General features: G+C 60.0%; 22 protein-coding genes. 12 read left to right on the top strand and 10 right to left on the bottom strand.

Going from position 1 to position 25461, the window contains the following annotated elements; translation table 11 throughout:
* Positions 1 to 448 (bottom strand): flagellin N-terminal helical domain-containing protein (locus tag AB4Z52_RS25485; protein WP_442220678.1); only part of this gene is annotated, 448 nt, incomplete at its 3' end.
* A gap of 358 nt (positions 449 to 806) precedes the next feature.
* Here AB4Z52_RS25485 and AB4Z52_RS25480 point away from each other — a divergent pair.
* Genes AB4Z52_RS25480 through AB4Z52_RS25465 form a run of 4 tightly spaced genes read left to right on the top strand, consistent with a single transcriptional unit; the run spans position 807 to position 4417 of the window.
* Positions 807 to 1871 (top strand): ABC transporter substrate-binding protein, encoded by a 1065-nt coding sequence (locus tag AB4Z52_RS25480; RefSeq protein ID WP_442220677.1) that lies wholly within the window; start codon positions 807 to 809, stop codon positions 1869 to 1871.
* A complete protein-coding gene (locus AB4Z52_RS25475) occupies positions 1868 to 2902 on the top strand; it encodes a FecCD family ABC transporter permease (RefSeq protein ID WP_442220676.1) in 1035 nt (344 codons plus the stop codon). The genes AB4Z52_RS25480 and AB4Z52_RS25475 overlap by 4 nt, the downstream gene beginning before the upstream one ends.
* On the top strand, positions 2892 to 3680 hold the full coding sequence (locus AB4Z52_RS25470; RefSeq protein WP_442220675.1) for an ABC transporter ATP-binding protein: 789 nt from the start codon (positions 2892 to 2894) through the stop codon (positions 3678 to 3680). The genes AB4Z52_RS25475 and AB4Z52_RS25470 overlap by 11 nt, the downstream gene beginning before the upstream one ends.
* Positions 3677 to 4417: a molybdate ABC transporter substrate-binding protein gene (locus AB4Z52_RS25465; RefSeq protein WP_442220674.1), complete on the top strand. Its 741-nt coding sequence runs from the start codon at positions 3677 to 3679 to the stop codon at positions 4415 to 4417. Before AB4Z52_RS25470 ends, AB4Z52_RS25465 begins: the two co-directional genes overlap by 4 nt.
* Before the next feature lie 56 nt (positions 4418 to 4473).
* Here AB4Z52_RS25465 and AB4Z52_RS25460 read toward each other — a convergent pair whose 3' ends face one another.
* The 5 genes from AB4Z52_RS25460 to AB4Z52_RS25440 form a co-directional block, all read right to left on the bottom strand.
* Complete coding sequence (locus tag AB4Z52_RS25460; protein ID WP_442220673.1) at positions 4474 to 6408, bottom strand: methyl-accepting chemotaxis protein; 1935 nt, start codon at positions 6406 to 6408, stop codon at positions 4474 to 4476.
* 580 nt (positions 6409 to 6988) lie between these two features.
* Entirely contained in the window at positions 6989 to 8053 is a 1065-nt protein-coding gene (locus tag AB4Z52_RS25455; RefSeq protein WP_442220672.1) for an adenylate/guanylate cyclase domain-containing protein, read from the bottom strand.
* A gap of 130 nt (positions 8054 to 8183) precedes the next feature.
* A complete protein-coding gene (locus AB4Z52_RS25450; RefSeq protein WP_442220671.1) occupies positions 8184 to 8630 on the bottom strand; it encodes an SRPBCC family protein in 447 nt (148 codons plus the stop codon).
* Positions 8631 to 8935: 305 nt separating this feature from the next.
* Entirely contained in the window at positions 8936 to 9082 is a 147-nt protein-coding gene (locus AB4Z52_RS25445) for a DUF1127 domain-containing protein (protein WP_442220670.1), read from the bottom strand.
* A gap of 218 nt (positions 9083 to 9300) precedes the next feature.
* Positions 9301 to 11247: a HAMP domain-containing methyl-accepting chemotaxis protein gene (locus AB4Z52_RS25440; protein ID WP_442220669.1), complete on the bottom strand. Its 1947-nt coding sequence runs from the start codon at positions 11245 to 11247 to the stop codon at positions 9301 to 9303.
* Positions 11248 to 11603: 356 nt separating this feature from the next.
* Between AB4Z52_RS25440 and AB4Z52_RS25435 the strand changes: the two genes are divergently transcribed.
* The 8 genes from AB4Z52_RS25435 (at position 11604) to AB4Z52_RS25400 (ending at position 21155) form a co-directional block, all read left to right on the top strand.
* Positions 11604 to 12620, top strand: a complete 1017-nt coding sequence (locus AB4Z52_RS25435) for a LacI family DNA-binding transcriptional regulator (RefSeq protein WP_442220686.1) — start codon at positions 11604 to 11606, stop codon at positions 12618 to 12620.
* A gap of 39 nt (positions 12621 to 12659) precedes the next feature.
* Complete coding sequence (locus AB4Z52_RS25430) at positions 12660 to 13898, top strand: ABC transporter substrate-binding protein (RefSeq protein WP_442220668.1); 1239 nt, start codon at positions 12660 to 12662, stop codon at positions 13896 to 13898.
* A gap of 78 nt (positions 13899 to 13976) precedes the next feature.
* The gene (locus AB4Z52_RS25425) at positions 13977 to 14894 is read left to right on the top strand and encodes a carbohydrate ABC transporter permease (RefSeq protein ID WP_442220667.1); all 918 of its coding nucleotides are present in this window, start codon (positions 13977 to 13979) and stop codon (positions 14892 to 14894) included.
* Positions 14891 to 15754 (top strand): carbohydrate ABC transporter permease, encoded by an 864-nt coding sequence (locus tag AB4Z52_RS25420; protein WP_442220666.1) that lies wholly within the window; start codon positions 14891 to 14893, stop codon positions 15752 to 15754. Before AB4Z52_RS25425 ends, AB4Z52_RS25420 begins: the two co-directional genes overlap by 4 nt.
* A 24-nt stretch (positions 15755 to 15778) precedes the next feature.
* Entirely contained in the window at positions 15779 to 17707 is a 1929-nt protein-coding gene (locus AB4Z52_RS25415; protein ID WP_442220665.1) for a glycoside hydrolase family 127 protein, read from the top strand.
* Position 17708: 1 nt separating this feature from the next.
* Positions 17709 to 18782: an ABC transporter ATP-binding protein gene (locus tag AB4Z52_RS25410; RefSeq protein ID WP_442220664.1), complete on the top strand. Its 1074-nt coding sequence runs from the start codon at positions 17709 to 17711 to the stop codon at positions 18780 to 18782.
* Positions 18783 to 18989: 207 nt separating this feature from the next.
* Entirely contained in the window at positions 18990 to 20354 is a 1365-nt protein-coding gene (locus AB4Z52_RS25405) for an NfeD family protein (protein WP_442220663.1), read from the top strand.
* Between the two features lie 27 nt (positions 20355 to 20381).
* On the top strand, positions 20382 to 21155 hold the full coding sequence (locus AB4Z52_RS25400; RefSeq protein WP_442220662.1) for a slipin family protein: 774 nt from the start codon (positions 20382 to 20384) through the stop codon (positions 21153 to 21155).
* A gap of 47 nt (positions 21156 to 21202) precedes the next feature.
* Here the strand turns inward: AB4Z52_RS25400 and AB4Z52_RS25395 are convergent, their stop codons facing one another.
* The 4 genes from AB4Z52_RS25395 to AB4Z52_RS25380 all read right to left on the bottom strand — a co-directional run bounded on the left by AB4Z52_RS25395 (position 21203) and on the right by AB4Z52_RS25380 (position 25387).
* Positions 21203 to 21541 (bottom strand): hypothetical protein, encoded by a 339-nt coding sequence (locus AB4Z52_RS25395; protein ID WP_442220661.1) that lies wholly within the window; start codon positions 21539 to 21541, stop codon positions 21203 to 21205.
* Between the two features lie 150 nt (positions 21542 to 21691).
* Positions 21692 to 22789, bottom strand: a complete 1098-nt coding sequence (locus AB4Z52_RS25390) for an ABC transporter substrate-binding protein (RefSeq protein WP_442220660.1) — start codon at positions 22787 to 22789, stop codon at positions 21692 to 21694.
* 48 nt (positions 22790 to 22837) lie between these two features.
* A complete protein-coding gene (locus AB4Z52_RS25385) occupies positions 22838 to 23878 on the bottom strand; it encodes an ABC transporter permease (RefSeq protein ID WP_442220659.1) in 1041 nt (346 codons plus the stop codon).
* 18 nt (positions 23879 to 23896) lie between these two features.
* Complete coding sequence (locus tag AB4Z52_RS25380; RefSeq protein WP_442220658.1) at positions 23897 to 25387, bottom strand: sugar ABC transporter ATP-binding protein; 1491 nt, start codon at positions 25385 to 25387, stop codon at positions 23897 to 23899.
* Positions 25388 to 25461: the final 74 nt, after the last annotated feature.

Here is a 25461-nt window from a genome sequence, read left to right as displayed (position 1 = left end):
GGATGAAGGAGGAAACAACCGAGGCGGAGGCGCCCGAGGATGCAATCACCCAGTTCTGGCCGGAGAACGAAGCCGACTGGGCAACGCTCGACAGCTGCTGCTGCAGCTGCGTGATTTCGTCCTGGACGTTGCTCTTGTTGACGCTGCCTTCTTCGGCAGTGACGAGCTTTGCCTTGATCGACTCGACGATGCTGATGGCGCTGTCCATGGCGGTCGAAGCGGTGTCGACCTTGGCAGCGCCGAGACCGAGGGCGTCGGAAACGGCGCCCATGGCACCATTGTCGGACTTCATGGTGGTGGCAATCGACCAGTAGGCAGCGTTGTCGGAAGCCTTGGAGATGCGCAGGCCGGTTGAAACGTGCTTCTGCGTCATTGTCAGGTTGGAGTTGATGCTGCGCAGTGTCTGCAGAGCAGCCATAGCTGCATTGTTGGTGATAATGCTCGTCATATTGTTTCTTGCCCCTTATGGCAGTGGTTGAAAAGGGACATTCCGGAATTGCCACCGGGAACGACTGTCAGCTTCATGCCTGTTAACCCAAACTTCAGGTTAACTTACCGTTTCTATGAGCCCATATGACAGAAACATGGTAAATGAAATCTAAACGACACTATTAATAAATATCGTAAAAACGAGCACTTAGCTTGGTGCAGCTTAACTTTTTGTTCAGACATTCTGCGAAGTTGCCTGCCGATTCTCCTTGCCGACTCGGTTCAATTCTGAAAGTTATCGAGATATCCGACGGGATATAACGCCGTTGTATCCGGCCGAATATCATACTAGCGCTCGGTCTCTTCCAGGAGGACGCATGTTGAACACCGGCCGCATCGCTTTGATTGCGAAAATCGCTTTCGCTATCAGCAGTTTATTGCTCTCAACCCCCGCTTTTGCGGACCGCATCGTGACCGATCAGATCGGGCGCCAGGTGCATATCCCGGATGCGGTCAATCGAGTGGTCATCCTGCAGCACCAGACGCTCAATATCGCCGTCCAGCTCGATGCGATGGGCAAGGTTGTCGGCGTTCTTGATGAATGGAAGAAGCAGCTTGGCGCCAATTATGTGCGGCTCGCACCGCAGCTTCCAAATCTTGCCATGCCGGGCGGCCTCACCAAGGTGAACATCGAGGAATTGCTGAGGCTCAAGCCCGACGTCGTCTTCGTCACCAATTATGCGCCCGCCGAGATGGTCAAGCAGATCGAAGATGCGGGTCTTGCGGTGGTCGCCATTTCGCTTCTCGACGTACCGCCTGACGAAGCGACGAAGCTCAACCCAAACGTCAAGGATGAACCTGCCGCGATCGATGCGGGATTTGCGACCGGCGTGCGCCTCGTCGCCGATATTCTTGATCGCAGAAAAAAGGCCGAGGAAATGATCGCGGCCACCAAAAAGACCCGCAAGCTGATCGCCGATCGCCTCACCGATCTTTCCGAAGACAAGCGCGTGCCGGTCTACATGGCCAATCCCGAACTCACCACCTATGGCCACGGCAAATATACCGGCCTGATGATGCAGCGCGCCGGCGCCAGGAACGTCGCCAACGCGATCGCCGGCTTCAAGCAGGTCACGATGGAGGATGTGCTCGCCTGGGATCCGGCGGTGATTTTCGTACAGGAGCGCTACCCTGGTGTCGTCGACCAGATCAAGAAGACGGACTCCTGGCAGACCATCGATGCCGTCAAGAACGGTAAAATCTATCTGATGCCCGAATATGCCAAGGCCTGGGGCTATCCAATGCCGGAAGCCATGGCACTTGGCGAACTCTGGATGGCCAAGACGCTCTATCCGGACCACTTTGCGGATATAGACATGCAGGCGGAGGCGAACGCCTATTACAACATATTCTACCGCACAGACTATCTCCCGGGCCAATGAGCCGGAACCTGTCCGGGCCTCGCTCGCCACCATTGGTCATCGCCGTCCTGGCAGCCATCCTCCTGATCCTGTCGGTGGGCTCCCTTGGCGTCGGCCGCTACGATATCGCCTTTGCCCGCGTGGTGCAGATCCTGCTTTGCGCGGTTTTTCCGCCTGACGTGCCCGTTACTCCAACGGAGGCGAATGTTGTCTTCACCGTGCGCCTGCCACGCATCCTGCTGGCGCTCCTTTCCGGTGCGGGTCTTGCGCTCTCAGGCGCCACGTTGCAGGGCGTCTTCCGCAATCCGCTGGTCGGCCCGCAGGTGATGGGCGTTTCCTCAGGCGCCGCCTTCGGCGGCACGCTTGCCATCCTCTTAAGCTTCTCACGCGCGGGCCTGCTTGCCTCTTCCTTCGCCTTCGGGCTTTCGGCTCTCGTCCTTGTCTATGGGCTGAACGGCATCGTCGCGCGCCGCAACATCCTGGCACTGGTGCTGGCCGGCGTGGTCGTCAGCGGATTCTTCGGCGCCCTCGTCAGCCTCCTCCAGTATCTGGCCGATGCCGAAGACAAATTGCCAGCCATGGTCTTCTGGCTGCTCGGAAGCTTATCGACAGCCAATTGGGAGAAGCTGTCGCTCGTGGCCGGCCCGGTCGTGATTGGCGGCATCCTGCTTTTGGGCTTGCGCTGGCGCATCAACCTTCTGTCGATCGGGGACGAGGATGCTCGCGCACTTGGCGTCCGGGTCGAACCGCTTCGCTGGCTGATCCTGATTCTCGTTTCCGCAGTCGTTGCAGCGCAAGTCGCGGTGAGCGGCATTGTCGGCTGGGTCGGGCTGATCGTGCCACATATGGCTCGGATGCTGGTTGGCTCGGACCATCGGGTGATGATGCCGACATCACTGATCATCGGTGCGCTCTACCTGCTCGTCATCGACGATCTTGCGCGTACGGCGACCGGCACGGAAATTCCGTTGGGAATTCTCACCGCGCTGATCGGTACGCCGGTCTTCGTGCTGGTGCTATGGCAAACCCAAAGAGGCAACCGTGGCGTCTGACCGGGCAATATTGCGGATCGAGGCGGTGAGCCAATCCTATGACAGCGTGCGTTGGCAGTTCCGCAATCTCTATCTTGATCTTCGGGCGGGCGAGATTGTCGCCATTCTCGGGCCTAACGGCCGCGGGAAGTCGACGCTGCTGCGGGTGCTTGCAGGCCTTGTGAAACCCACCTCCGGCGATCTGTCGCTCAATCCGCAAACTGGCTTCGTGCCGCAGGAGTTTTCCGGCTCCTTTGCGTATTCGGTTCTAGACATCGTGCTGATGGGCCGTGCCCGGCATGTTGCGCTGTTCCAGACGCCGAGCAAGATCGATATCGAGAAGGCAATGGAGGCGCTGCGCGCCACTGGAATGGCCGACTACGCGTCTTACAACGTCAACGTGCTTTCCGGCGGCGAACGGCAACTCGTCCTGATCGCCCGGGCGCTCGCCGGGCAAAACCGCATCCTGCTTCTCGACGAGCCCGCTTCGGCCCTCGACCTCAAGAACCAGGATATCGTGCTTTCGCTGCTTGGCGAATTGGCTGATCGCGACAAGCTCGCCATCGCCTTTACCACCCACCAGCCGAACCATGCGATGGCGGTCGCCGACCGGACGCTAATGATGCTCGACCAGGCGCGCATCATCTTCGGTGCAACGGATGAGGTCATGAACCAGGCCAATCTCGAGGACCTTTACGGCATACCGGTGCGCTCTGCCCGCTTGGGAAGCGGTGACGTAGAAGAGACCGTCTTCGTGCCTGTCTTCCGGCAAAGGAACAGAAGAGGACAACGCCGATGATTGCACCAGGCAAAGCTATACAGGTCCTGAGCGCAGGCAGCATGCGTCATGCGTTCCCAGTGATCATTGAGGCATTCCGCCAGGCGACCGGTATTGGCGCTGCCCTGACATTGGGCCCGGCAGGACTGCTGCGGGAGCGTATCGAGGCGGGCGATCATTTCGATCTCTTCGCCTCTGCCAATATGGCACATCCGCAAAGATTGGCCCTGCTCGGCATAGGGACCGACGCGGCCTGTTTCGCGCGCAACCGGCTTTGCGTGCTCGCGCGCAGTGATCTTGGTCTGACAACCGCAAACTTTGTCGATGTCATCACCGATCCGAGGGTCAGGATCGGCACATCGACGCCGGGCGACGATCCTGCTGGGGATTACGCCTTCGAGGTCTTCAGCCTGATCGAAGCAAGTCATCCGGGCCTCGGCGATGCGCTGAAGTCGCGTGCGCGACAACTGCTCGGAGGTCGCAACTCGCCGCAGCCGCCACCCGGCAGGAGCAGCGGCTGGCTTGTTGCCGATGGAAAGGTCGATATCTTCCTGAGCTATTACTCGAATGCCCGCCTTCTGGAGGCTGATCCAGCACTAAGCATCGTCAATCTTCGGCAAGAATTCTCGCCGGTCATCGAGTATGGCGTGACTGTCCGCAAAGACGCCGACGTGAAAGCTACGCGGCTTCGGGATTTCCTATTGTGCGACGAAGGTCAGCGGATACTGGGAAAGTATGGTTTTGAATCTGTGTGTTAGCGCGATCGTCAATCGGATCAATCTGCTGGAAGATTGATCCGATTCCTTAGACGACGTCAGAATTCTTCCCAGGATGCGGTGGCTTGCGCCGCAGCGGCGGATTGGCCAAAGGCGCCGGCTATTTTTGAGCGCAATGTCCGCACAGGAGTTGGCGCCGGCGCATGCGACCGCGTGCTCGCAACCGGTCTGGCGTGGCTGCGGCCATCTTGAAGGGTGAACTGTCGAAGAAGCTCGTTGAGCGAAGCGACTTCTCTTGCCAGGCTGTGGCTGGCTGCCGTGGCCTCTTCGACCATCGCGGCATTCTGCTGTGTTCCCTGATCAATGGTGTTGACCGCCGTGTTGATCTCTTGCAGACCCGTTGCCTGTTCGCGAGCCGCCTCGACAATCGCTTTCACGTTGCCATCGATCTCTTCAACTTCCTTGACGATCTGCTGCAGGGAATCGCCCGTCTTGGTGACGAGATCAACGCCGCTGTTGACCTGGTTTCCGGAGGTGGATATCAACGCCTTGATCTCCTTGGCTGCCTTTGCCGAGCGTTGCGCAAGTTCGCGCACTTCCTGTGCCACGACTGCAAAACCTTTACCCGCCTCGCCGGCGCGTGCCGCTTCAACACCCGCATTGAGAGCCAGAAGATTGGTCTGGAACGCAATGTCGTCGATAACGCCGATGATATTGCTGATTTCACGGGAGGAGTTGGCGATCGCCTGCATTGCAGCTATGGCCGACTGCATCACCTCGCCGGATTTCGCCGCGCCGGCGCGTGCGCGTCCAACAAGATTTCCCGCCTCTTCAGCACGTCGCGTGGAATCCTTTACCGTGGTGGTGATCTGTTCCAGGGCAGCGGCCGTTTCCTCCACCGAGCTTGCCTGGTGCTCCGTGCGTTTTGCAAGGTCGTCCGCGGCGGATCGGATCTCGTTGGCGCCCGCTTCGATGGCCATGGCGTTATCGCCGACCGATCGCAATGTCTCCTGCAGCTTTGCCATCGAGGCATTGAAGTTGCCCCTGAGCAGATCGAGGTGAGAAACGAAGGCCTGCTCGATCCGGTAGGTGAGATTACCATTTGAAAGTTCGGCAAGACCCGCAGCCAGGCCATCGACGGCGAATTTGGTATCGGCGGCTTCCTTTGCCTTCTGTTCTTCGCGCTCGACCCTTTCCTGTTCCGACAGGCTGCGGCCGGCGTTCGCCTCCTGCTCGAGCCGGATGCGCTCGATCGCATTATCGCGGAAGACGGAAACGGCTGCTGCCATTTGGCCAAGTTCATCCTTGCGATCGATGCCGGCAACCGGCTCGGATGTCTCGCCCTTGGCCAGCAAAGCCATGCGAGCACGCAGGCTCTCGATCGGCTTGGTGATGCCGCGAGCCGAGATGACAACGGCGACAAGGATCGAGGCTGCAAAAATCAGCCCAAGAGCGAGAAGAGTGTCGAGGATGGTATTGCTCGCGTGCAGGCGCAGCGTATCGCTCGCGGTGCCGATGTTCTTGTTGAAATTATCAAGCCAGGTGCGGATCGAAAGCACCTCCGCATCAATCAGCGGATCGGCCTTTCTCAACAGGCTGGTCGCTCCTTCATTGTCATCCGCCTCTCCGACCTTCACGGCCTGATCGGTCAGGGCGATGACATCGTTTGCCTGAGCGGCAAGCTTGTCGATTGCGCCGGCCTCTGAGGGAATGAGCTGCTTTGCCGTGTCAAAGCGTTGGAACAGGACCTTCTTGTTCTCGGCATAATTCGCAGTAAGCTTCGCCATCTCCGGATCTTTGGAGCTGTAGACCAGGATCTGATAGGCGTTGTAGCTCAGCGCCACTAATCGCTGGCTTGAGCGGGCCATTTCGACGGCAGCTCGCTCGTCATTTGAGATGAAGTCAGAGTAGGTGGTGACCGTACCGGTGAAATAGCTTGAGATAACGGCAACACCCGCAACGCCAATCAGGCAGATCGGTATGATGAGGGAAAGGACTTTCGTTCGGATCTTGGCGTTCTTCAGAAATGACATGGGCGCGGTCTCGCTTTTTGAGAGCAGGCACCCGACCAATCCTGCCGCGCAAGGAGCGAATTTCGTATTGGGATGAGAATGCCTGCCTCTACATCAGGAACATCACAGTGAGGGAGCATCCTGCTCGTCGCCAATAGCGCTGTGTAAGAAGTAGACCACATGATATGTGATAAATCTATTAACGCTAATAAATATTGACAAATGGCAATATAAATGAAAGCGATACGGGAATATATATTCAATTACCCTGGTTGCGTTCCGAGAGAGACTCAACCATATTAGTACTTCAAATTAATCAGAGAATTTATACGCTAAACTCCACTGACTAATCTGCAACTATGCTGAACGTTGACGAATACTAGCCTGATTGCTCCTTGCCGCTGCCGGAGCGCTCCCATGATTTCAACACCTTACTAGATGATGAAAATGATGCGTGGCTGAGGCCGTACTTGCACCATTCGTCTAACAATAATAGTGACCTCAATGTCCGCCGTCAGTGAAAGACATCAACAATAGACATTCAGTGCCGGCGTGCGAATTTCTTCATGTCACTTCCCCGCACTGTCGTTTACTCTTCATCTTAAATTGCATTCTCCGGCAGGGTGAAAACCGCGCAGGGAGCAGCAATGCCGCGCATGATGTGCTCTCCCATGGGGATCAAAGCTGTTGTGACCTGCGCTGCAATTGCGCCGGAGATGAGCACATTTCGACCAAGGGGCTTGCATAGTCCTTCGAGCCGGCTGACCAGGTTGACTGCCGGGCCGATGGCGGTAAAGTCCAGCCGGTCGGCCGCGCCAATATTGCCCCACAGCATCTCGCCGAAATGCAGTGCCGCACCGAAGGGTAGCGGCGGCAACCCCTGCGCCTGGCGCACCGCGTCGAGATGAACCATGCCTGCGCGGGCGGCAACGACCGCGTGCAGGGCAGCCTCACAAGCCTCGCCCGGGGCGCCAGTGACGGGGAAGATCGCCAGCACGCCGTCGCCAATGAACTTCAGTACCTCACCTCCGAAGGCGTGGACCGCCCCGGTGACACGTTCGAACCAGGCATCAAGGGCGGTGATCATCGCCGCGGGCTCCGTTGCCTCGGAGAGCGCAGTAAAGTCACGCAGATCGGCACAGAGCAGCGCCGCATGGATGGTCTCTCCGGTACCGCGACGCAGCGCACCGGCCTGCACTCGGGCGGCGCTGCGCCGGCCGAGATAGGCCTCGAGCAGCGTTGTCAGCGCGGCCCGTGCGGTCAGCGCGGCCAAGGGCGCTGCAGCGAAGCGGGCAGCCTGGCCCAACCGATCGGCCTCGGCGGGATCGAATGGCCGGGCCCCAGCCCAGCCGAGCACGGGACTGTCCGACAAGTCGCCGATCGCATCTTCATGCACGGGGCCAAGCCCAGCCAGCCAGTCGCGCCCGGCCTGGCTGAGCGGCCCGCCCCCAAAGCCCAAAGCCTCAATCACCGCTCCGGTCTCCGCCCGCCACAGCCAGGTGCGCCGGGCAATGATCGGATGCGGAACTGCAAGCGTCAGGGCTCCACCGGCCAGTGGCAGGCGATCGGCAAGCAACCGGCCGCCAAGTTCGGCCAGAAACCGTTCAGGGCCGTGCGAGGCGCCGGCCTCGTCAACCAGCCAGGCGAGAGGGGCGGGCAGATCCATGCCTCGATCATGCCACGGCGGCCACAGGCTGTCATCCGGGCCATGGCGATGGCCTGCTCGAAAAGCGCAAGCTCCCGCTCACCCTGAACGCAATTGGCTCAAGGACTACAGTTTCGAGAACGGAAGGCCATTATGCCCTGCCCGCCCAGATGTCCGGACCCGGGTCGCGGCCGGCAGCAACCTCGGCGAGCCTGCCGAGGTAATGCGCCCAGCCTTCCGCATGACCGGCGCATTGGTCGGCGCTGGGCAGGCCGCTGTGGGTCAGGCGCAACAACGTTCCATCCGGTTGCTCGATCAGGTCGATTTCGACCAGGCTCGACCCTGGGGGCACGATCTCGCTACCATCCCAGCCAAAGCTGTAGGCCAGGCGGTGTACCGGCACGACTTCGCGAAATGAGCCTCGAGCAAAACGAGCGCCGGTGACGTTGACAAGGTAGAGCCCACCGGGCTGAAGCTCGGTCTGCGCTTCCGTTCCCATCCAGCGCAAAATCTTCTCAGGATCGGTCATCAGAGCGAACACCGCAGCCGGCGGCGCCGGGATGTGTGTCTCGCGGCGGACAACGAAGGGCTCTTGCATCGGTCTCTCCAATGGTTGCCATGGGCTGCCCACTTGAGGCAAATGGACAGATGCGCGCTATCCTAGCGCAGGAGGTCCCCACGCGACAGGATCTAGGCGGAAGTCCGCTTCAAGCAAGGGCGTCGACCACAACAGCGACCCTGGACCAACCTGCGGCGGTCCGAAACCGGCATCGATGATCCTGCGCCAGTCATGTGTATTTCATAGGCATTACGCACTGCAGCTATGCAAGAAAAGACTGAAACAAAAACGCCCGCTTCGTCAGCGGGCGTCGTGCAGTGTCAGGCGTCTATTGTCTGGCGCGATCAGCGAGAAACCGATGCGCGGGCGACGCTGCGGATATCGGCGCGTTCTATGCCCAGGTCCTGCAGTTCGTGGTTCGACATGCGGCCAAGTTCGGTAACGGTCTGACGGAACTTGCGCCAGTTATTGAAAGAGCGTGCTACGTTCATGATAATCCCCTTTCTAAGGGCTGCCTGACGTCAGCACCTTGTTTGGTTCCGGCGTCGTTTCGATGATTGGAACATAGGCCTTTAAATCGTTTGAAGCAGAGATAATACCTCACGCCACCCGCGCGCCCAGTGCATAGGTCTCGTGGCACCCATCGCCGTAACAGCGAGCCCCCCACCGGCTCACCTCACGAATGCTGACGCGTCAGGACTCACTCTCGTCAAAAATCTTCCCAGTGACCAGCGCCCGCGCTCGTCTTTGCGCCGAAGGCTGCAGCAACGGTGTTGGCCATTTTGCGCACCGGAGAAATAGCCGGCTTGTGGAGAGCGGTGGCGGCAAGCGCCAAAGCTGTAGGTTTACGGCGCGGCGGTTCCTGCGATGCTCTCGTCCCGGCGAGCTGGAACTGGCTGATCAGCTCTCGCAGCCTGGCCGCCTCCTCGGCAAGCGTTGCACTTGCCGCGTTTGTTTGCTCGACCATTGCGGCGTTCTGCTGCGTTACCTGGTCCATCTGGTTGACCGCCGTGTTGACCTCGGAAAGGCCTACGGATTGCTCCTTGGCAGAGGTTGCAATGGCGTCCATATGCTGGTTGACGGTAATGATGTAGCCTTCGATGGTCTTCAGCGCCTCGCCGGTCTCGCTGACGAGCTTGACGCCGTTTTGCACTTCGACGCTTGAGCTGCGTATGAGATCCTTGATCTCCTTTGCAGCCTTTGCCGACCGCTGGGCGAGCTCGCGCACCTCCTGCGCCACAACCGCAAAGCCCTTGCCGGCCTCTCCTGCGCGGGCAGCCTCGACACCGGCGTTCAGCGCCAGCAGGTTTGTCTGGAACGCGATCTCATCGATGACGCCGATAATATTGGCGATCTGGTGGGATGACTGTTCGATCCTCTCCATTGCATTGACGGCATTTGACACGACAACGCCCGAATGTGTGGCGCCGGCATTTGCTTGCGCGGCCACAGCGCGCGCTTCATCGGCTCTCTTTGAGGAATTCGAGACGTTGGCTGTGATTTCATCGAGGGCCGCGGCTGTCTCTTCGAGCGCCGCAGCCTGCTGTTCCGTTCTCTTCGACAGATCCTGCGCGCCCTGGCTGATCTCGCTCGTGCCGACGTCGATGGCACCGGTTGCTTCAGCAACCGCCCGCAGCGTTTCCGCAAGCTGGCCCGTGGCGCTGTTGAAATCGGCCCGCAGGCTTTCAAGTTCCGCAACGAATGGTTCGGTGATTTGGCCGGTCAGGTCTCCGCGAGACAGCTGTTTCAGACCCTTTCCGAGTTGGGCCGTCGCGTCGGCCATGGCTTCGGCCCTCACGCGCTCAGACTGCGCAAGACGGTCACGCTCCTGCTCGGAAAGTGTTCGCTGGGCGGCAACTTCCCGCTCCAGTCTTTGATTGGCAAGTGCACTTTCCCGAAAGACTTCCAGCGCTGCTGCAATCTTGCCGATTTCGTCCGCGCGCGAACGGTAGGGGATATCGCGATCGAGCGCACCGTCCGCCAGCTCCTTCATCGAGCCGGTAATCCGCGTCAGCGGCAGCGACACAATCCTGACGGCATAGTAGATGCCGAAGCCGCACAGCGTGAGAATAACAACGATGGTCGCAATGGAAATTTCCATCGCCGAGGAGAATGCCTTTGCAGCATCGTCAACGGCCCGATTGGCAGCGTCCAGGTTGACGTCCTTGAGTTGCTTAAGCAGCGCGCCGTTTTTGGTGGCTTGATCTCGCATCACCCCACTGAGGATGGCGGCTGCCTCCTCGTTTTTGTTCTGCCGCGACAAGGCGAGCATTGGCACAGCCAGAGTGTCGTAGGCTAAAGCTCCCGCCTCAATCTGGTCGATCAGCTTGCGTTCGACATCAGACGGGGCAAGAGCACGATAGGCTGCGATTTGCTCAGCGGCTCTTTGCTTGACGTCATTGATGCGTTGCTCCGCCTTGGTCATTGTTTCGTCCGTCAGCGACAGGATGTGCTGCGCATAGGCCAGTCGTTTGTCGGTAAGGGTGGCCTCCAAGTCACCGAGGGTGCGAGCGCTCGGCAGCGCGTTCTTGCCGAGGGCGATCGTCGATGCGTTGGTTTGGTTCAACCCGACCAGCGACACAAATGCGTTGCCGCAGAAGGCGATTGCAAGCACGATCAGGAGTGATGTCAGTCCCGTCTTGATGGAGATTTTCATTTCCGGCCCCCTCGCCATGGTGAATTTTCAATAAATTAGCCGATAAAGATAGCGAATTGCTTAATTGCGTCGTCTGTCATTCACACTGCGCCAAACCTGGCCTGGAATGCGGCTCCTTGAAGCGGGAAGCCGCCATATGGACACCCTCTATACGGAAGCGGGAAAGACGGTTCGACTTGCCCTTTGATGCAACATCAAGGACGAGATCCGCGCTCACCTTGCGTTGACATTCGAGCACGTTGCCACGGTTGAAGTGAACGGATGCTTGACCCGAGCTAATGCGATTGAGAAAAGGTTTTTTCTCTTGACATTCCGCGTGAGAAAAGGTTTTTTCTAATTATCGCTGGGAGGCTAGACTGGATATCTCCGGAAACAAACGCATTACTATTCATGACCTTGCGGCCGCCGCAGGGGTGAGCATATCGACCGCGTCCAAGGCCCTGAACAATACGGGCCGAATGGGAGACGAAACGAGGGAACGCGTAAAGCGTATCGCTGCGGAAATGGGCTTCAGGCCGAATTCACTGGCGCGAGGCCTGCTCAGCAAGCGCAGCTTTACGATCGGCCTGCTCACCAACGATACGTATGGGCGCTTTACCATGCCTGTCATGGCCGGGGTGTCGGATGCGCTGCTCGATCACGGCGTCTCTGTATTCCTGTGCGCTATTGAGGACGACCCGGCGCTTGGACAAACACATGTCGAGGCGATGCTCGACAAGCAGGTGGATGGTATCATCGCGTCGGGAAAACGCGTCGACAGGCATCTGCCAGTCGATCTGTCGAACCTGTCGGTGCCGGTGGTCTATGCCTTTACGGAAGGAACGCCTGACAGCGTGAGCTTTCGCTCGGATGACGCGCAGGGCGCGCGGCTGGCGGTCGAATGGCTGGCAAAGCTCGGGCGTCGCCACATCGTTCACGTGACAGGGCCGCAGGACTTCTTTTCCGTTCGGGAACGTGCCGAGGCCTACAGGGAAGTTGCCGGCGAGATGGAGCCGGTCATGTACGGGATCTGGGCGGAAAGCTGGGGTCATGAGGCCGTGCAGAGGATCTGGAGCCGGCCCGGCGAAAAGCCCGATGCGATCTTTTGTGGCAATGACCAGATCGCGCGCGGCGTTGTGGACGCTCTTCGCGAGCGAGGCATCAAGGTGCCGCAGGATGTTTCCGTCGTCGGCTTTGACAATTGGGAGATTGTCGCAGCGCAGACCCGGCCGCCGCTGACGACGGTGGATATGGGGTTGAAGGAACTGGGCCGGGCCGCCGGACTGACGGTGCTTGCGCTGGCCGAGGGACGGCCGGTCGAGCCGGGAGTGAGGAAATTGCCGTGCCGTCTGATCGTACGGCAGTCATGCGGGGCTCAAGCCCTCGGGGAATAAGCAACGGCGCGGGGAGACGCGCCTTTTGGGAGGAATGCCATGATCAAGCGCTTACTGGCAGCGACCAGCGTCGCTACCCTATGCCTGGTGTCCGCAGCAACGGCCGCCGAAAAAATCGACATGTGGGTCCGCACCGGTATCGGCGACTCCTTCAAGAAGGTGGTGGAGGCCTACAATGCCAGCCACGAGAACCAGGTCGCCGCGACCGAGGTTCCCTTCTCGGAGCTGGTCCAGAAATACGCCACCGCAATCGCCGGCGGGCAGGCACCGGACGCACTTTCGATGGACCTCATCTACACCCCGGCCTTTGCTGCGGCCGGGCAGCTGGAAGATCTGACGGATTGGGCAAAAAAGCTGCCTTACTTCAATTCGCTCTCCCCCTCCCACGTCAAGCTCGGCACCTACCAGGACCATGTCTACGGCCTGCCGCTTTCGGTCGAGACCTCGGTCTTTGCCTGGAACAAGGATCTCTACAAGAAGGCCGGTCTTGACCCCGAAAAGGCGCCGGCAAGCTGGGAGGAGATCGAGGCAAACGCGGCAAAGATCCGCAAGCTCGGCGACGACACCTATGGGTTCTATTTCTCGGGCGGCGGCTGTGGCGGCTGCATGATCTTCACCTTTACGCCGCTGGTCTGGGGCGCGGGTGTCGACATCCTTTCGCCCGACAGCAAGAAGGCGACCCTCGACACGCCTGAAATGCGCAAGGCCGTCGGCATATACCGTGAGATGGTCAAGAAGGATCTGGTGCCAGCTGGAGCGGCAAGCGACAATGGAGCGAACTTCCTGAGCTTCACCAACGGCAAGATCGGGCAGCAGAGCCTCGGCGCCTTCGCAATCGGCACGCTGGTAACGCAGCATCCGGATATCAACTTCGGCGTCACCCTGATCCCTGGGGTTAATGGCGGTGCATCCTCATTTGCCGGCGGCGACAACTTCGTCATCACGAAGGGCACGAAGAAGCTCGATGCCGTCAAGGAGTTCATCGAATATATCTATTCGATGGATGGCCAGAAGATCATGGCAAAATACGGAAGCCTGCCGACGCGCGGCGATATCGCCGACAAGGTGCTTGAAGGTCTCGACCCGCGCATGCAAGTTGGCCTGAAGGCCATAGGCGTCGCCAAGACACCCTACACGCTGCAATTCAACGATCTGATCAACAGCGCCAACGGCCCCTGGGCGACCTTCACCAATGCCGCCATTTTTGGCGACGATGTCGACGCCGCCTTCAAGAATGCCCAGTCGGAGATGCAGTCGATCATCGACAGCGCCCAATAGTCTCTCCCCGCCTGGCTTGGCCGGAAGGTGGTGGCAGCCTTCCGGCCAATTTTTTGAAGCAAGATACGGAGCGTTTCAATGGCCGATACCGGTCAAAAGCAACTGTCGTCACCGCGCAGGCGGCGGCGGAGATCGCAGTGGCGCGGGCTTGTCTACATCGCCCCGGCCATGGGGCTCGTCATCGTCTTCTTCGTGATGCCTGTCCTGTTCACCGTCTGGATGAGCCTTCACAACTGGCCGCTGATGGGGGCCTCACGCTGGATCGGCCTTGGCAACTACATCCGGATGTTCAATGACGCCCGCTTCCTGTCGGCATTGAATTTCACAGCATACTATACAGTCATCGTGACGATCGCGATCTTCGCGATCGCTTTCCCGCTTGCGATTTTCGTCGAGAAGGAGCGGCGTTTCGTCAGCACCTACCGCACCATCATCTTCCTTCCCGTCGTCGTCGGGCTTGCCTCGGCCTCGCTGCTCTGGGTCTGGCTTGCCAATGTCGACAGCGGCTTCATCGGCCCGGCACTGAAAGCGCTGGGGCTGGTGGAAAAGAGCCCGAACCTGCTTGCAACCTTCGACAGCGCCTTTCTGACGATCATCATCATGGTCGTCTGGAAGATCGCCGGCTTCACGATGATCATTCTCCTGACGGGGCTCCAAGCTATTCCCGCCGAGCTTACCGAAGCGGCCCGCATCGACGGCGCAGGCCGCTGGCAGCGTTTCCGGCATCTAACGCTGCCCTTGATGCGCAAAACGATCGCGCTGGCTCTGATTGTATCCGTGACAGGCTCGATCCTCGCCTTCGACCAGTTCTACATCATGACGAGCGGCGGGCCGCAGAACCGGATGATCTCCGTCGTCTACTACATCTTCAACCAGTCCTTCGTATCGTTCAATCTCGGCTACGGAGCAGCGCTCTCGATCGTCCTGCTTGCCATTTTGATGGTGATCAGCATCGCCCAGCTCTGGTTGCTGCGCGTCGGAGACGAGCGACCATGAACCTTCCCAAGGCACGCCGCGCCCGCAAAGCCATCCGGGCAAAGACGCTTTATCATAGCGCCGGAATTATTATCGCGCTGTTCTTCCTGGCACCCTTTGCCGTTACCCTGCTTGCTTCCTTCCGGCACGGCACGGAGGCAAGCCTGCCGCCGCTTCCGCCATGGCCGACGACGGGCATCAGCTTGGATAGTTATCGCTCGCTCGATACGTTCGGCGCCGGTATCCTGCAGCATACGATCAATTCGCTGATCGTCTCGCTTGCAACGGTTGTCCTGACCGTCAGCGTCAGCCTGCTCGCCGGCTACGGCTTTTCGCGATACCGTTTTCCGCTGAAGAATGTGCTGTTCGTGCTGATCATCGCGACGCTGATGATCCCGTTCCAGTCGATCCTGACGCCACTGTTCATCATTTTGGCAAGGCTCGGCCTCAACAACTCGCTCCTAGGGCTCACCCTCGTCTATGTGACGTTGCAGCTTCCGTTTTCGGTTTTCATGATGCGCAATGCCTTCGACGCCGTGCCGAAGGAGATCGAGGAGGCGGCACGTATAGACGGCGCGCGCGATATTCGGCTGCTGGTGCGCGTGCTGCTGCCGCTTGTCCTACCGGGGGCCGCGACGGTTGCGATCTTTGCCTTCCTCAATGCCTGGAATGAGTTCCTGGCTGCCCTGGTGCTGCTGTCGAGCAACGACAAATACACGCTGCCGGTCCTGATGATGGCGGTACGCGCCGGGCGCCTCGGGGCGGTCAATTGGGGGGCGGTGCAGGCAGGCGTTGCCGTCATGACGCTGCCGTGCCTCGTCGTCTTTCTGCTTTTGCAACGCTACTACATGCGCGGGCTGATGGCCGGCGCGGTGAAATGACACTCAACAGAAATGGATGAAGCCATGGACAAGCCGAAGACAGATCGCCAGTTCCGTCCCCTCCCCGTTCCGAGCGTGGAATTGTCGGGCCTGTTCGGTGATCGCCAGGACGCAATCTGCGATTCGACCGCCGAAACGCTTCTCGACAGGTGCGTCGAGGCCGGCATGGTAAGAGCGATCGACGTCAGCCAGTCAAGCCCCGGCATCGTCATTCCACTGCAGCCCTGGGCGGGCTCGACGCAGATGTTCTGGGACAGCGACCTTGGCAAATCGATCGAGACCGTCGCCTATTCGCTTTATCGCCGCCAAAATCCCGAGCTTGAAGCGCGGGTCGATGCCATCATCGACATGTACGAGAAAATGCAGGATGACGACGGCTATCTGAATGCCTGGTTCCAGCGGGTACAGCCGGGCCGTCGCTGGACCAATCTGCGCGATCACCACGAGCTCTACTGCGCCGGCCACCTGATCGAGGGCGCAGTTGCCTATTATCAAGCGACGGGAAAGCGCAAGCTGCTCGACATCATGAGCCGCTATGGCGACTATATGATCAAGGTCTTCGGCCACGGAAAGGGACAGTTGCGCGGTTATTGCGGCCATGAGGAAGTGGAATTGGCACTGGTAAAGCTCTCCCGTGTCACGGCAGAGAAGAAATATCTCGATCTCGCCAAATATTTCATCGACGAGCGCGGCACCGAGCCCAATTACTTCACCGAGGAGGCGCTGCGCGACGGTCGCGATCCGAAAAAATTCATCCAGAAAACCTACGAATACAATCAGGCGCATGAGCCTGTGCGCGAACAGACGAAGGTCGTCGGCCACGCCGTCCGCGCCATGTATCTCTATTCCGGGATGGCCGATATCGCGACGGAGTACAACGACGACAGCCTGACGGCCGCGCTCGAGACGTTGTGGAACGACCTGACGACGAAGCAGATGTATGTCACCGGCGGCATCGGCCCGGCAGCGGCCAACGAAGGCTTCACCGACTATTACGACCTTCCCAACGAAAGCGCCTATGCCGAAACCTGCGCCTCCGTCGGGCTTGTCTTCTGGGCAAACCGCATGCTTGGCCGCGGCCCGAACCGTCGTTACGCCGATATCATGGAGCAGGCACTTTACAACGGCGCGATGGCCGGCCTGTCGCTGGACGGCAAGACGTTCTTCTATGAGAATCCGCTTGAAAGTGCGGGTAAGCATCACCGCTGGATCTGGCACCACTGCCCATGCTGCCCGCCGAACATTGCCCGCCTCCTCGCATCCGTCGGCTCCTACATGTATGCCCTGGCCGACGACGAGATTGCGGTGCATCTCTACGGTGAAAGCAAAGCCCACTTTGAGATCGGCGGGGCGAAGATCGAACTCTCGCAGAACACGCGTTATCCCTGGGACGGCGCCATCCACTTGGCCGTTGCGCCCGACGGGCCGGCCCGCTTTGCTATCTCGTTGCGCATTCCAGAATGGGCCGATGGTGCCGCGATCAAGGTGAACGGCGAAGCGCTCGACCTTTTGTCTGTCTTCGTCGACGGCTACGCGCGCATCGAGCGCGAATGGAGAAGCGGCGACCATGTCGATCTCGATATTCCGCTTAAAACCCGCGCACTTTGGGCCAATCCGATGGTGCGTCAGGATGCTGGTCGCGCGGCGCTGATGCGCGGGCCGCTTGTCTACTGCGTCGAGACCACGGACAATGGCGAAGGCCTGAACGGCATCGAGCTTGCCGGCGATGTATCAAAGGCAACGACGTGCGAAATTGCCGAGCTTGAAGGTGCGGTTGCCCTTGATCTGCCTGTCCTGCGCGACAAGGCGGATTGGGGCAGCGCCCTTTACCGCACTTCGCCGCCAACGGCGCGCAAGGCAACGGCACGTTTCGTGCCCTATCCCTTCTGGGACAACCGATCGCCGGGTGAAATGCTGGTCTGGGTCAGAGCGGGTGCATCGAGCGGTGAATGAGATGAGCGAAACTGGCGTTGTGCTGACCGACATCCGCAAGAGCTTCGGCAGCCTCGAGGTTATACACGGCATCGATCTGAAGATTGCGGAGGGTTCCTTCGTGGTCTTCGTCGGTCCCTCCGGCTGCGGGAAATCGACCTTGCTGCGGATGATCGCGGGTCTCGAGGAAGTGACCGACGGCGAGATTGAGATCAAGGGGCGCAATGTCACCGATCTCGATCCGTCGGATCGCGGCATCGCCATGGTCTTCCAGTCCTATGCGCTCTATCCGCATATGAGCGTCCGCGACAATCTCGGCTTCGGGCTGAAGATGGCGCGAACGCAGGCGGCCGAAATCGAGGCCCGCGTCAATGCCGCGTCATCGATCCTGAAGATCGAGCATCTTCGTGAGCGTCGTCCGGGGCAGCTTTCCGGCGGCCAGCGCCAACGCGTCGCGATCGGCCGAGCGATCGTCCGCAAACCCGACGTCTTTCTTTTCGACGAGCCCTTGTCCAATCTGGACGCCGAACTGCGGGTTTCCATGCGCATCGAGATCGCGCGGCTGCATCGCGAACTCGGCAACACGATGATCTACGTCACCCATGACCAGACCGAGGCCATGACGCTCGCCGACAGGATCGTCGTGCTGCGTGACGGCCGCATCGAACAGGTCGGTACGCCGCGTGAACTTTATGAAAGCCCGGCCAACCTCTTCGTCGCAGGGTTCATCGGCTCGCCGCGGATGAACCTTCTGGATGCAACATGGCTCGGCAACGGATCAATCCGCCTCGGGACCAGGGAGATAGCGGCTCCTGAAAGCGGCGCTGGTCTGGGGGCCGGAGATAGGCTGACATTCGGCATTCGGCCTGAACATCTGACGATCTGCGACAGCGGCGCCGACACTCTTGAGGCAACGGTCGACTTTCCGGAATACCTTGGCGGTACCCAGTATCTTTACTGCCAGCTGGATGACGGCCAGCCGATCGTTGCCGAATATAGATCCCCTGTTCCGATAAAGCCCGGAAGCAAGGTCAAGCTGTCCTATGCCGTCGCCCAGTGCCACATATTCGAAGACCAGGGGTCGCGGATAAATTGAACGAAGCATGGTCGGCGGCGCTCAAGCGCCCTCGACCATGGTTGACGGTTTCGGCTTCGCACGGCTGATGGCCGTTCCTGGCATTATTTCTCTCTATTGTGTGAATGCCGGAGGGTTTCTCGCCTTAAAGTTTGGCCGTGCCGCCATATATTATAGAGTATGAATATTGAGCGAATGATAGCGCAGCGCTTGAGACTTTGGCGTCGAGTGTCGCCTGCTCTCGCATTGATGCTGGCTCTGGTATCGGCCTTGGGCCTGACCGCCTCGCCGACCTTTGGGCTTGAGCGCGTGGCCATCGTCCTGACGATCAATGGCGCCATCGGCCCGGCAGTGGCCGACTATGTAAGGCGCGGCCTTGAACGAGCCGAAGAACGCGGCGCGGGCCTGGTTGTGCTGCAGATCGATACGCCCGGCGGTCTCGACACCTCGATGCGGGACATTATCCGCGCGATCCTCGCTTCGCCCGTGCCGGTGGCGGGATTTGTCGCACCAAGCGGAGCACGGGCCGCCAGCGCCGGTACGTATATTCTTTACGCAAGCCACATCGCGGCCATGGCGCCGGGTACCAATCTCGGTGCAGCGACACCGATCGCGATCACCGGCGGACCTTTCGGTGGCGGCGCAGAACCCGACAAGGGTACCTCGGGCGCTCCGGATAGCGCGAAGGGGCAGTCCTCCCGCAATCCCGGCGAAGCAAAGGCAGTCAACGATGCCGTGGCCTATATTCGCGGCCTTGCCGAGTTGCGCAATCGCAACGCCGACTGGGCGGAGCGGGCCGTGCGCGAAGCGGCAAGTCTTTCATCGACCGCTGCCGTGCGCGAGCACGTCGTCGATTTCGCCGCAGCCACCGTCGAGGATCTCTTAAAGCAGGCGCAGGGGCGCACTGTTCGGGTCGGCGAAACGGATGTCCAGCTCGATACTACGGGTTTTGTCGTCCAGGAATTCAAGCCGGACTGGCGCACGGATCTGCTTTCCGTGATCACCGATCCCAACATTGCGCTTATCCTCATGATGGTCGGCATCTATGGGCTGATCTTCGAATTCCTCACACCTGGAACATTCGTCCCCGGCACCATCGGCGGCATCTGCATGCTGCTTGGCCTCTATGCCCTGGCATTGCTGCCGGTGAGTTACGCCGGCGCAGGGCTGATCATCCTGGGTATCGGACTGACGGTGGCCGAGGCACACTCGCCAAGCTTCGGCGCACTCGGCATTAGCGGCGGGGTCGCGCTGGTGCTAGGCGCGGCTATTCTGTTCGATACCGAAATACCAGGCCTGCAAGTGTCCTGGACCGCCCTTGGCAGCCTTGCCGTTGCGAGCCTTCTTTTCAGCCTGGTCGTTGCTCGTGTCGCCTTCATCTCGCGCTGGCGGCAAGTCGTCACCGGCTCGGAACAGATGATTGGCATTTCGGGGATAGTTGAAAGCTGGACGGACACGTCCGGCTACGTCATCGCGCATGGCGAGCGCTGGAAGGCAGCGTCCACCGAGCCGTTTAGCCCCGGCGACGATGTCAAGGTAACCGGTCGAAGCGGGCTGACGCTGGAAGTTACGCGGCGCTCACAGGAGGCCTGACGGCCTTCGCAAGCAGGAGGAAAAGTCATGGGCATGTTTGCAGATCTCGCCTCGTATCTTGTGGCCATCATTGTCTTGCTGGTCATCGTCGCCGCGGCGATCAAGATCCTGCGAGAATACGAGCGCGGCGTCGTTTTCACCCTTGGCCGCTTCACTGGCATCAAGGGACCCGGATTGATCCTGCTCATTCCCTACGTCCAGCAAATGATACGGGTCGACCTGCGAACGCGGGTCCTTGATGTACCGAGCCAGGACGTCATCTCGCATGACAATGTCTCGGTCCGCGTCAGCGCGGTCATCTATTTCAGGGTCATCGATCCGGAGAAGTCGACGATCCAGGTCGCGGACTTCATGATGGCGACAAGTCAGCTCGCCCAAACGACATTGCGCTCGGTGCTTGGCAAGCACGACCTCGACGAGATGTTGGCTGAGCGCGACAAGCTCAATGAAGATATCCAGAAAATCCTCGACATCCAAACAGACGCCTGGGGCATCAAGGTCGCCAATGTCGAGATCAAGCATGTCGACATCAACGAATCCATGATCCGCGCAATTGCGCGCCAGGCCGAAGCCGAACGCGAGCGTCGCGCCAAGGTCATCAATGCCGAGGGTGAGCAACAGGCGGCTGCGAAACTGCTCGAAGCGGCCGAAATCCTGGCCAGGCAACCGGAGGCAATGCAGCTTCGTTATTTGAGCACGTTGAACGTCATCGCCAACGAAAAGACATCGACGATCCTGTTTCCCTTCCCGATAGAATTCGCCAGTCTCCTCTTGGGCAAGACGGAGCAACCAAAGAACTAGCCGGGTGCGCCAGCCCAACTCCATTGCTGGTCAGTGATGGGAACCGGTCAATTCCCGGTCGGGCCATATTCGTTGGCCGCAAAGATGTGATGGTGCACCTTTCCGGTGAACATGGTCAGAAGTTCGCCGGTCACGTCACGGCTCTGAAATCGCACATCGGATTTGAGTGCGGCGGTTACGGCGTCCATATCAGGATAGCGAATGGCTAGTGCCATCGCATAGACGGGCGCTCCAGCATCGCGTTCCAGGCCATCCAGAACCCGGACCTCCTGCGCGCCTGGAAACTGCGTCCATAGGGGCACCAGCCGCTCCTTCACGAAGGCGCGGAATTCGGCCTCCTTGCCGGGGTGGATTTCGCCTTCAAACAGTGCGTAACGAATGATCATGGGATCTCTTTTCCAGAAGCTCTTGAAAAGCCGGATTGGCATCGGGTTCGATTGAGGATGATATGCGGAGCGCATCGCACGGATGCGCTCCTGGAGCCCGCCTAGCGTTTTACGGGAACGGTTCGCGGCTCCATCTGCTTGTTTTGAGTTCTACTTGCCCCAGATCTTCTTGTACTGGTCGCGGTAGCCGTTATCAGGATCGAAGCTGTTCTTCGGGCCGCCGTCGAATTCGACATTGCCTGAGGTGACCACGTGCAGCGGCGAGACATAGCCGGACCACGCAGCGCCGGCAAAGGCGCGGTTCAGCTCGTCAACCAATTGCCAGCCCTGAAGATTGAGCGGCTCGGCAACGGTGACAGCCTGGTACTGCTTGGCGCGGATGCGCTGATAGGCGCTTTCCGAACCGTCGCCTGCGGCCACGTTCACCGGCTTGCCGTTGCCGGCAATACCGGCTGAGGCGAGCGACGGACCCATGAAGTCATAATAGAGGTCGTTGATCGCCAGCGAATGCGTCCACTTGTCACCGTATTTTTGCAGCAGCGAGGTGGTCAGCTGCGGCATGCGCTGCGATGTCTCGGCAATCGGCGTATCGACATATTCAAGCACCGTGCCGCCGAGATCCTCGATTTCCTTCTTCATCCGGTCGGCCTTGGCAATCGCAATCGCATAGGTCGAATCGGTGAAGATGACGACGCCCGGCTTGCCGCCCGCATCGACATAGGCCCAGTCGGCGGCCGATTTCGAGACTTCCATGGCATCGGTGGTCACATTGGCGAAGACGCCGACTTCCGGAACCGGGCCGACCTTCGATGCGGCATGCCAGGAGACCATCGGAATGCCGGCCGCCTTTGCAGATTCCATCGCCGGTTTCTGCTCGACGGCATCGAAGCCGTTGATGATGATGCCGTCCGGTTTCAGGGCCATGGCCTGACCGAAGGCGGCGGTACGACCGCCGATCGAGCCGGCGCCGTCGAGCGCCGTCACCTTCCAGCCGAGCGATGCCGCCGCTTCCTGAATGCCGTTGACGACGCCGAGGATACCGCCGTTCTTCATGTCGGCGGCGAGAATGACGATGGTCTTGCCCTGGGCCGCCTTCGGGCCGCTCGTCGGGCCATCCCAGGCGCTCACCTTGGACGCATATTTATCGACGACGGCCTTGGCATCCGCCATCGGGTCGGCAAATGCCGGCATGCTCATCAACAGGGCGACGGCCGCGACCGTTGCCTGCAATATTGTTCTGCGTTTCATGTCCATTCCTCCATTGGATTGATAGCGACCGGCGTCGAACCGGCAGGTCTACTTGGGCGCGGGCGTGGTCCTCCTCACCGCGCCGCGCTTGCGCTGGGCATAGCCTGCGATGCCGATGGCAACGAGCAGGGTGACCCCATTGAAAAGCGGTTCGACGAAAAACGAGCCGCCGAATTGCTGAATGCCGGAAATGCCGACCGCCAGAATAATTACGCCGATCAGCGTGCCCCAGACATTGACGCGTCCGGGCTTGATCGTGGTTGAGCCGAGAAAGGCGCCGACGAGCGCTGGCAGGAGATATTCGAGACCGACGCTTGCCTGGCCGATCCGCAGCTTCGAGGCGAGAAGTACGCCGGTCAGCGCCGCCAAAAAGCCTGACGTGACGAAGGCGCCGATGACGAATTTGCGCACCGGAATGCCGTTCAGTGCGGCGGCCTTCGGATTGGCGCCAATTGCATAGAGATAGCGGCCGATCGGCAGGTATTCGAGCACGATCCACATGACGAGCGCGATCGCCAGCACATAGAAACCTGTGATCGGCAGGCCCAAGACCATCGTGCCGTTCAGATCGTAAAAGCCCTGCGGTAACACGCCGACCACCTGCCTACCGCCCGTGTGCCAGAGGGCCAGCGCATAGAGCACCGTTCCGGTGCCGAGCGTTGCGATGAAGCTGTCGATCTTTGCGACCTCGACCAGGAGACCGTTGAGGAAGCCGGTGATGACGCCGAGCGCCAACACGACCAAAACCGCGACCGGCCAGGGAAAGCCGTAGGCCGTCTGCAAGCTGATAGCCAGGATATGCCAGAGCACGATGCCGTAGCCGACGGTCAGGTCGATGCGGCCGGATGCCATCGGGATCATCGCGGCTAGCGAGAGAAGCGCTATGATCGCCTTGTCGGAAACAATGGAGCGGACGTTCAGCACCGTCGGGAAGGTATTCGGCAACAGGATCGAGAAGAGCAGGATTAGCCCGACCGTCAGGATCACCAGTCCGTAGACCGGGATGAGCCGCCCGATCTTCTGCCCGACCGAAAGCCCGGCCATCTCGCTCTTTGTCGGTTCTAGCGCGGTGGATTCGATAGATTGCATGATGTTCCTCCTCAGGCTTCACGCGGCTTCGGATGCGGACGCGGCGGTAATGACCGCCTGCGTCGTCAAGCTGTCACCCGTCAGCTCGCTGACGATCTTGCCGCGCGAGAAGACCAGGGCGCGGTGGCAGATATGGGCGATTTCTTCGAAATCGGTGGAGACGACGACAACCGCAAGGCCCGCATCGAGTGCACGGGCGATCAGTCGGTAGATATCGGCGCGGGCACCGACATCAACGCCGGCGGTCGGGTCTTCTGCGACCAGCAGCTTGCGCCCTGTCGCCAGCCAGCGCCCGACTACCACCTTCTGCTGATTGCCGCCGGACAGCGCCTCGACCGGCATATCGGGATCGTTCGGGCGCAGACCCACGGACAGGCCGATATCGTAGGCGTTGGCAGCTTCGCGGCTCGGCGACAAGAAAGAAAGAAGACCGCGGCCGATCGCGCCGGGATTGATGTAGGTGTTCTCGCGGATGGACAATGACAGGGCGACCGATTCCTCAGTCCGGTCCCGGGCGATCAGCCCGACGCCGGAGGCCATTGCGGCGCGCGGGCTGGACAGATCGGGGATCTCGCCGTGCAGCGTCACCGAGCCTGAAAAAGCCTCGCAGCCGAACAGGGCCCGGCCGATCAGTTCCTGGCCTGCACCACGCAGACCGGCAAGGCCCAACAGCTCGCCCTTGCGGATGTCGAAGGAAACCGCACCGGTTCCGGCGCAGACGAGGTCGCGCACCTTGACGATCGGCTCGCCCGCAACCGTTTGAGCCTTGGAAAACAGGTCGTTGCTGCTGCGCCCGATGATCATGGTCACCAGTTCATCCGGCGTTGTCTCGCTCACCGGCTTTTGTCCCACTATGCGACCGTCGCGCAGGACGGCGACCCGGTCAGCGATGCGGAAGATTTCGTCCAGCCGGTGCGAGACGTAGATCATGCCGACGCCGCGTTCCTTCAACGGCCGGATCGCATCGAACAGCCGGCCGACCTCGTCTGCGGGAAGGCTGGCTGTCGGCTCGTCGAGGACCAGTACGTCCGCTTCGACGGCAAGGGCGCGGGCGATGGCGACCAGCGATTTTTCCGTGCGTGTCAGTTGCGAGATCCGGGTGGTCGGGTCGAAATCGCAGCCGACGAGTTTTAAGGCTTCGCTTGCCCGCTTCTGCGTGCTGCTCCAGTCGATCAGGCCGCGGCGCATGGAAAAGCCCTGCGCGAGCCCCATATTCTCGCCCACCGTCATCCACTCGATCAGCCCGAGATCCTGGTGGATGAAGGCGACCGGCTGGCGTTCGTTCGGCTTCGGCGGCCGATGATGATAGCTCTCGCCGCGAAACAGGATATCGCCAGTGTCGGGTTTGTAGATGCCCGCCAGCGTCTTGATCAGGGTGGATTTTCCGGCGCCGTTTTCGCCGAGCAGCGCCAGGATCTCGCCTTGTCGCAGATCGATCGACACGTCGCACAGCGCCTGGGTGCCACCAAAGGTCTTAGTGATCGACCGGAACTCCAGCAGTTTCATCATGTGCACTGTCGCTCCTCCCAAAGCTCAAGTCTGTTGTGGCTTATGTTATCGATAACATTTCGCGATGGTCAAGC

Origin of the sequence: Rhizobium sp. 2YAF20 (assembly GCF_052114685.1) — a bacterium.
Classification (GTDB): domain Bacteria; phylum Pseudomonadota; class Alphaproteobacteria; order Rhizobiales; family Rhizobiaceae; genus Rhizobium.
The sequence above is the reverse complement of the archived record's forward strand: the minus strand, read 5'-3'. Positions and strand labels throughout refer to the sequence as shown.

Excerpts from the sequence above, each read along its gene's own strand:
- AB4Z52_RS25400 (WP_442220662.1), top strand. The coding sequence starts at position 20,382 with ATGGGCATGTTTGCAGATCTCGCCTCGTATCTTGTGGCCATCATTGTC.
- AB4Z52_RS25410 (WP_442220664.1), top strand. The coding sequence starts at position 17,709 with ATGAGCGAAACTGGCGTTGTGCTGACCGACATCCGCAAGAGCTTCGGC.
- AB4Z52_RS25450 (WP_442220671.1), bottom strand. The coding sequence starts at position 8,630 with ATGCAAGAGCCCTTCGTTGTCCGCCGCGAGACACACATCCCGGCGCCG.
- AB4Z52_RS25380 (WP_442220658.1), bottom strand. The coding sequence starts at position 25,387 with ATGATGAAACTGCTGGAGTTCCGGTCGATCACTAAGACCTTTGGTGGC.
- AB4Z52_RS25415 (WP_442220665.1), top strand. The coding sequence starts at position 15,779 with ATGGACAAGCCGAAGACAGATCGCCAGTTCCGTCCCCTCCCCGTTCCG.
- AB4Z52_RS25455 (WP_442220672.1), bottom strand. The coding sequence starts at position 8,053 with ATGGATCTGCCCGCCCCTCTCGCCTGGCTGGTTGACGAGGCCGGCGCC.
- AB4Z52_RS25395 (WP_442220661.1), bottom strand. The coding sequence starts at position 21,541 with ATGATCATTCGTTACGCACTGTTTGAAGGCGAAATCCACCCCGGCAAG.
- AB4Z52_RS25445 (WP_442220670.1), bottom strand. The coding sequence starts at position 9,082 with ATGAACGTAGCACGCTCTTTCAATAACTGGCGCAAGTTCCGTCAGACC.
- AB4Z52_RS25425 (WP_442220667.1), top strand. The coding sequence starts at position 13,977 with ATGGCCGATACCGGTCAAAAGCAACTGTCGTCACCGCGCAGGCGGCGG.
- AB4Z52_RS25475 (WP_442220676.1), top strand. The coding sequence starts at position 1,868 with ATGAGCCGGAACCTGTCCGGGCCTCGCTCGCCACCATTGGTCATCGCC.
- AB4Z52_RS25385 (WP_442220659.1), bottom strand. The coding sequence starts at position 23,878 with ATGCAATCTATCGAATCCACCGCGCTAGAACCGACAAAGAGCGAGATG.
- AB4Z52_RS25390 (WP_442220660.1), bottom strand. The coding sequence starts at position 22,789 with ATGAAACGCAGAACAATATTGCAGGCAACGGTCGCGGCCGTCGCCCTG.
- AB4Z52_RS25430 (WP_442220668.1), top strand. The coding sequence starts at position 12,660 with ATGATCAAGCGCTTACTGGCAGCGACCAGCGTCGCTACCCTATGCCTG.
- AB4Z52_RS25465 (WP_442220674.1), top strand. The coding sequence starts at position 3,677 with ATGATTGCACCAGGCAAAGCTATACAGGTCCTGAGCGCAGGCAGCATG.
- AB4Z52_RS25440 (WP_442220669.1), bottom strand. The coding sequence starts at position 11,247 with ATGAAAATCTCCATCAAGACGGGACTGACATCACTCCTGATCGTGCTT.
- AB4Z52_RS25460 (WP_442220673.1), bottom strand. The coding sequence starts at position 6,408 with ATGTCATTTCTGAAGAACGCCAAGATCCGAACGAAAGTCCTTTCCCTC.
- AB4Z52_RS25420 (WP_442220666.1), top strand. The coding sequence starts at position 14,891 with ATGAACCTTCCCAAGGCACGCCGCGCCCGCAAAGCCATCCGGGCAAAG.
- AB4Z52_RS25480 (WP_442220677.1), top strand. The coding sequence starts at position 807 with ATGTTGAACACCGGCCGCATCGCTTTGATTGCGAAAATCGCTTTCGCT.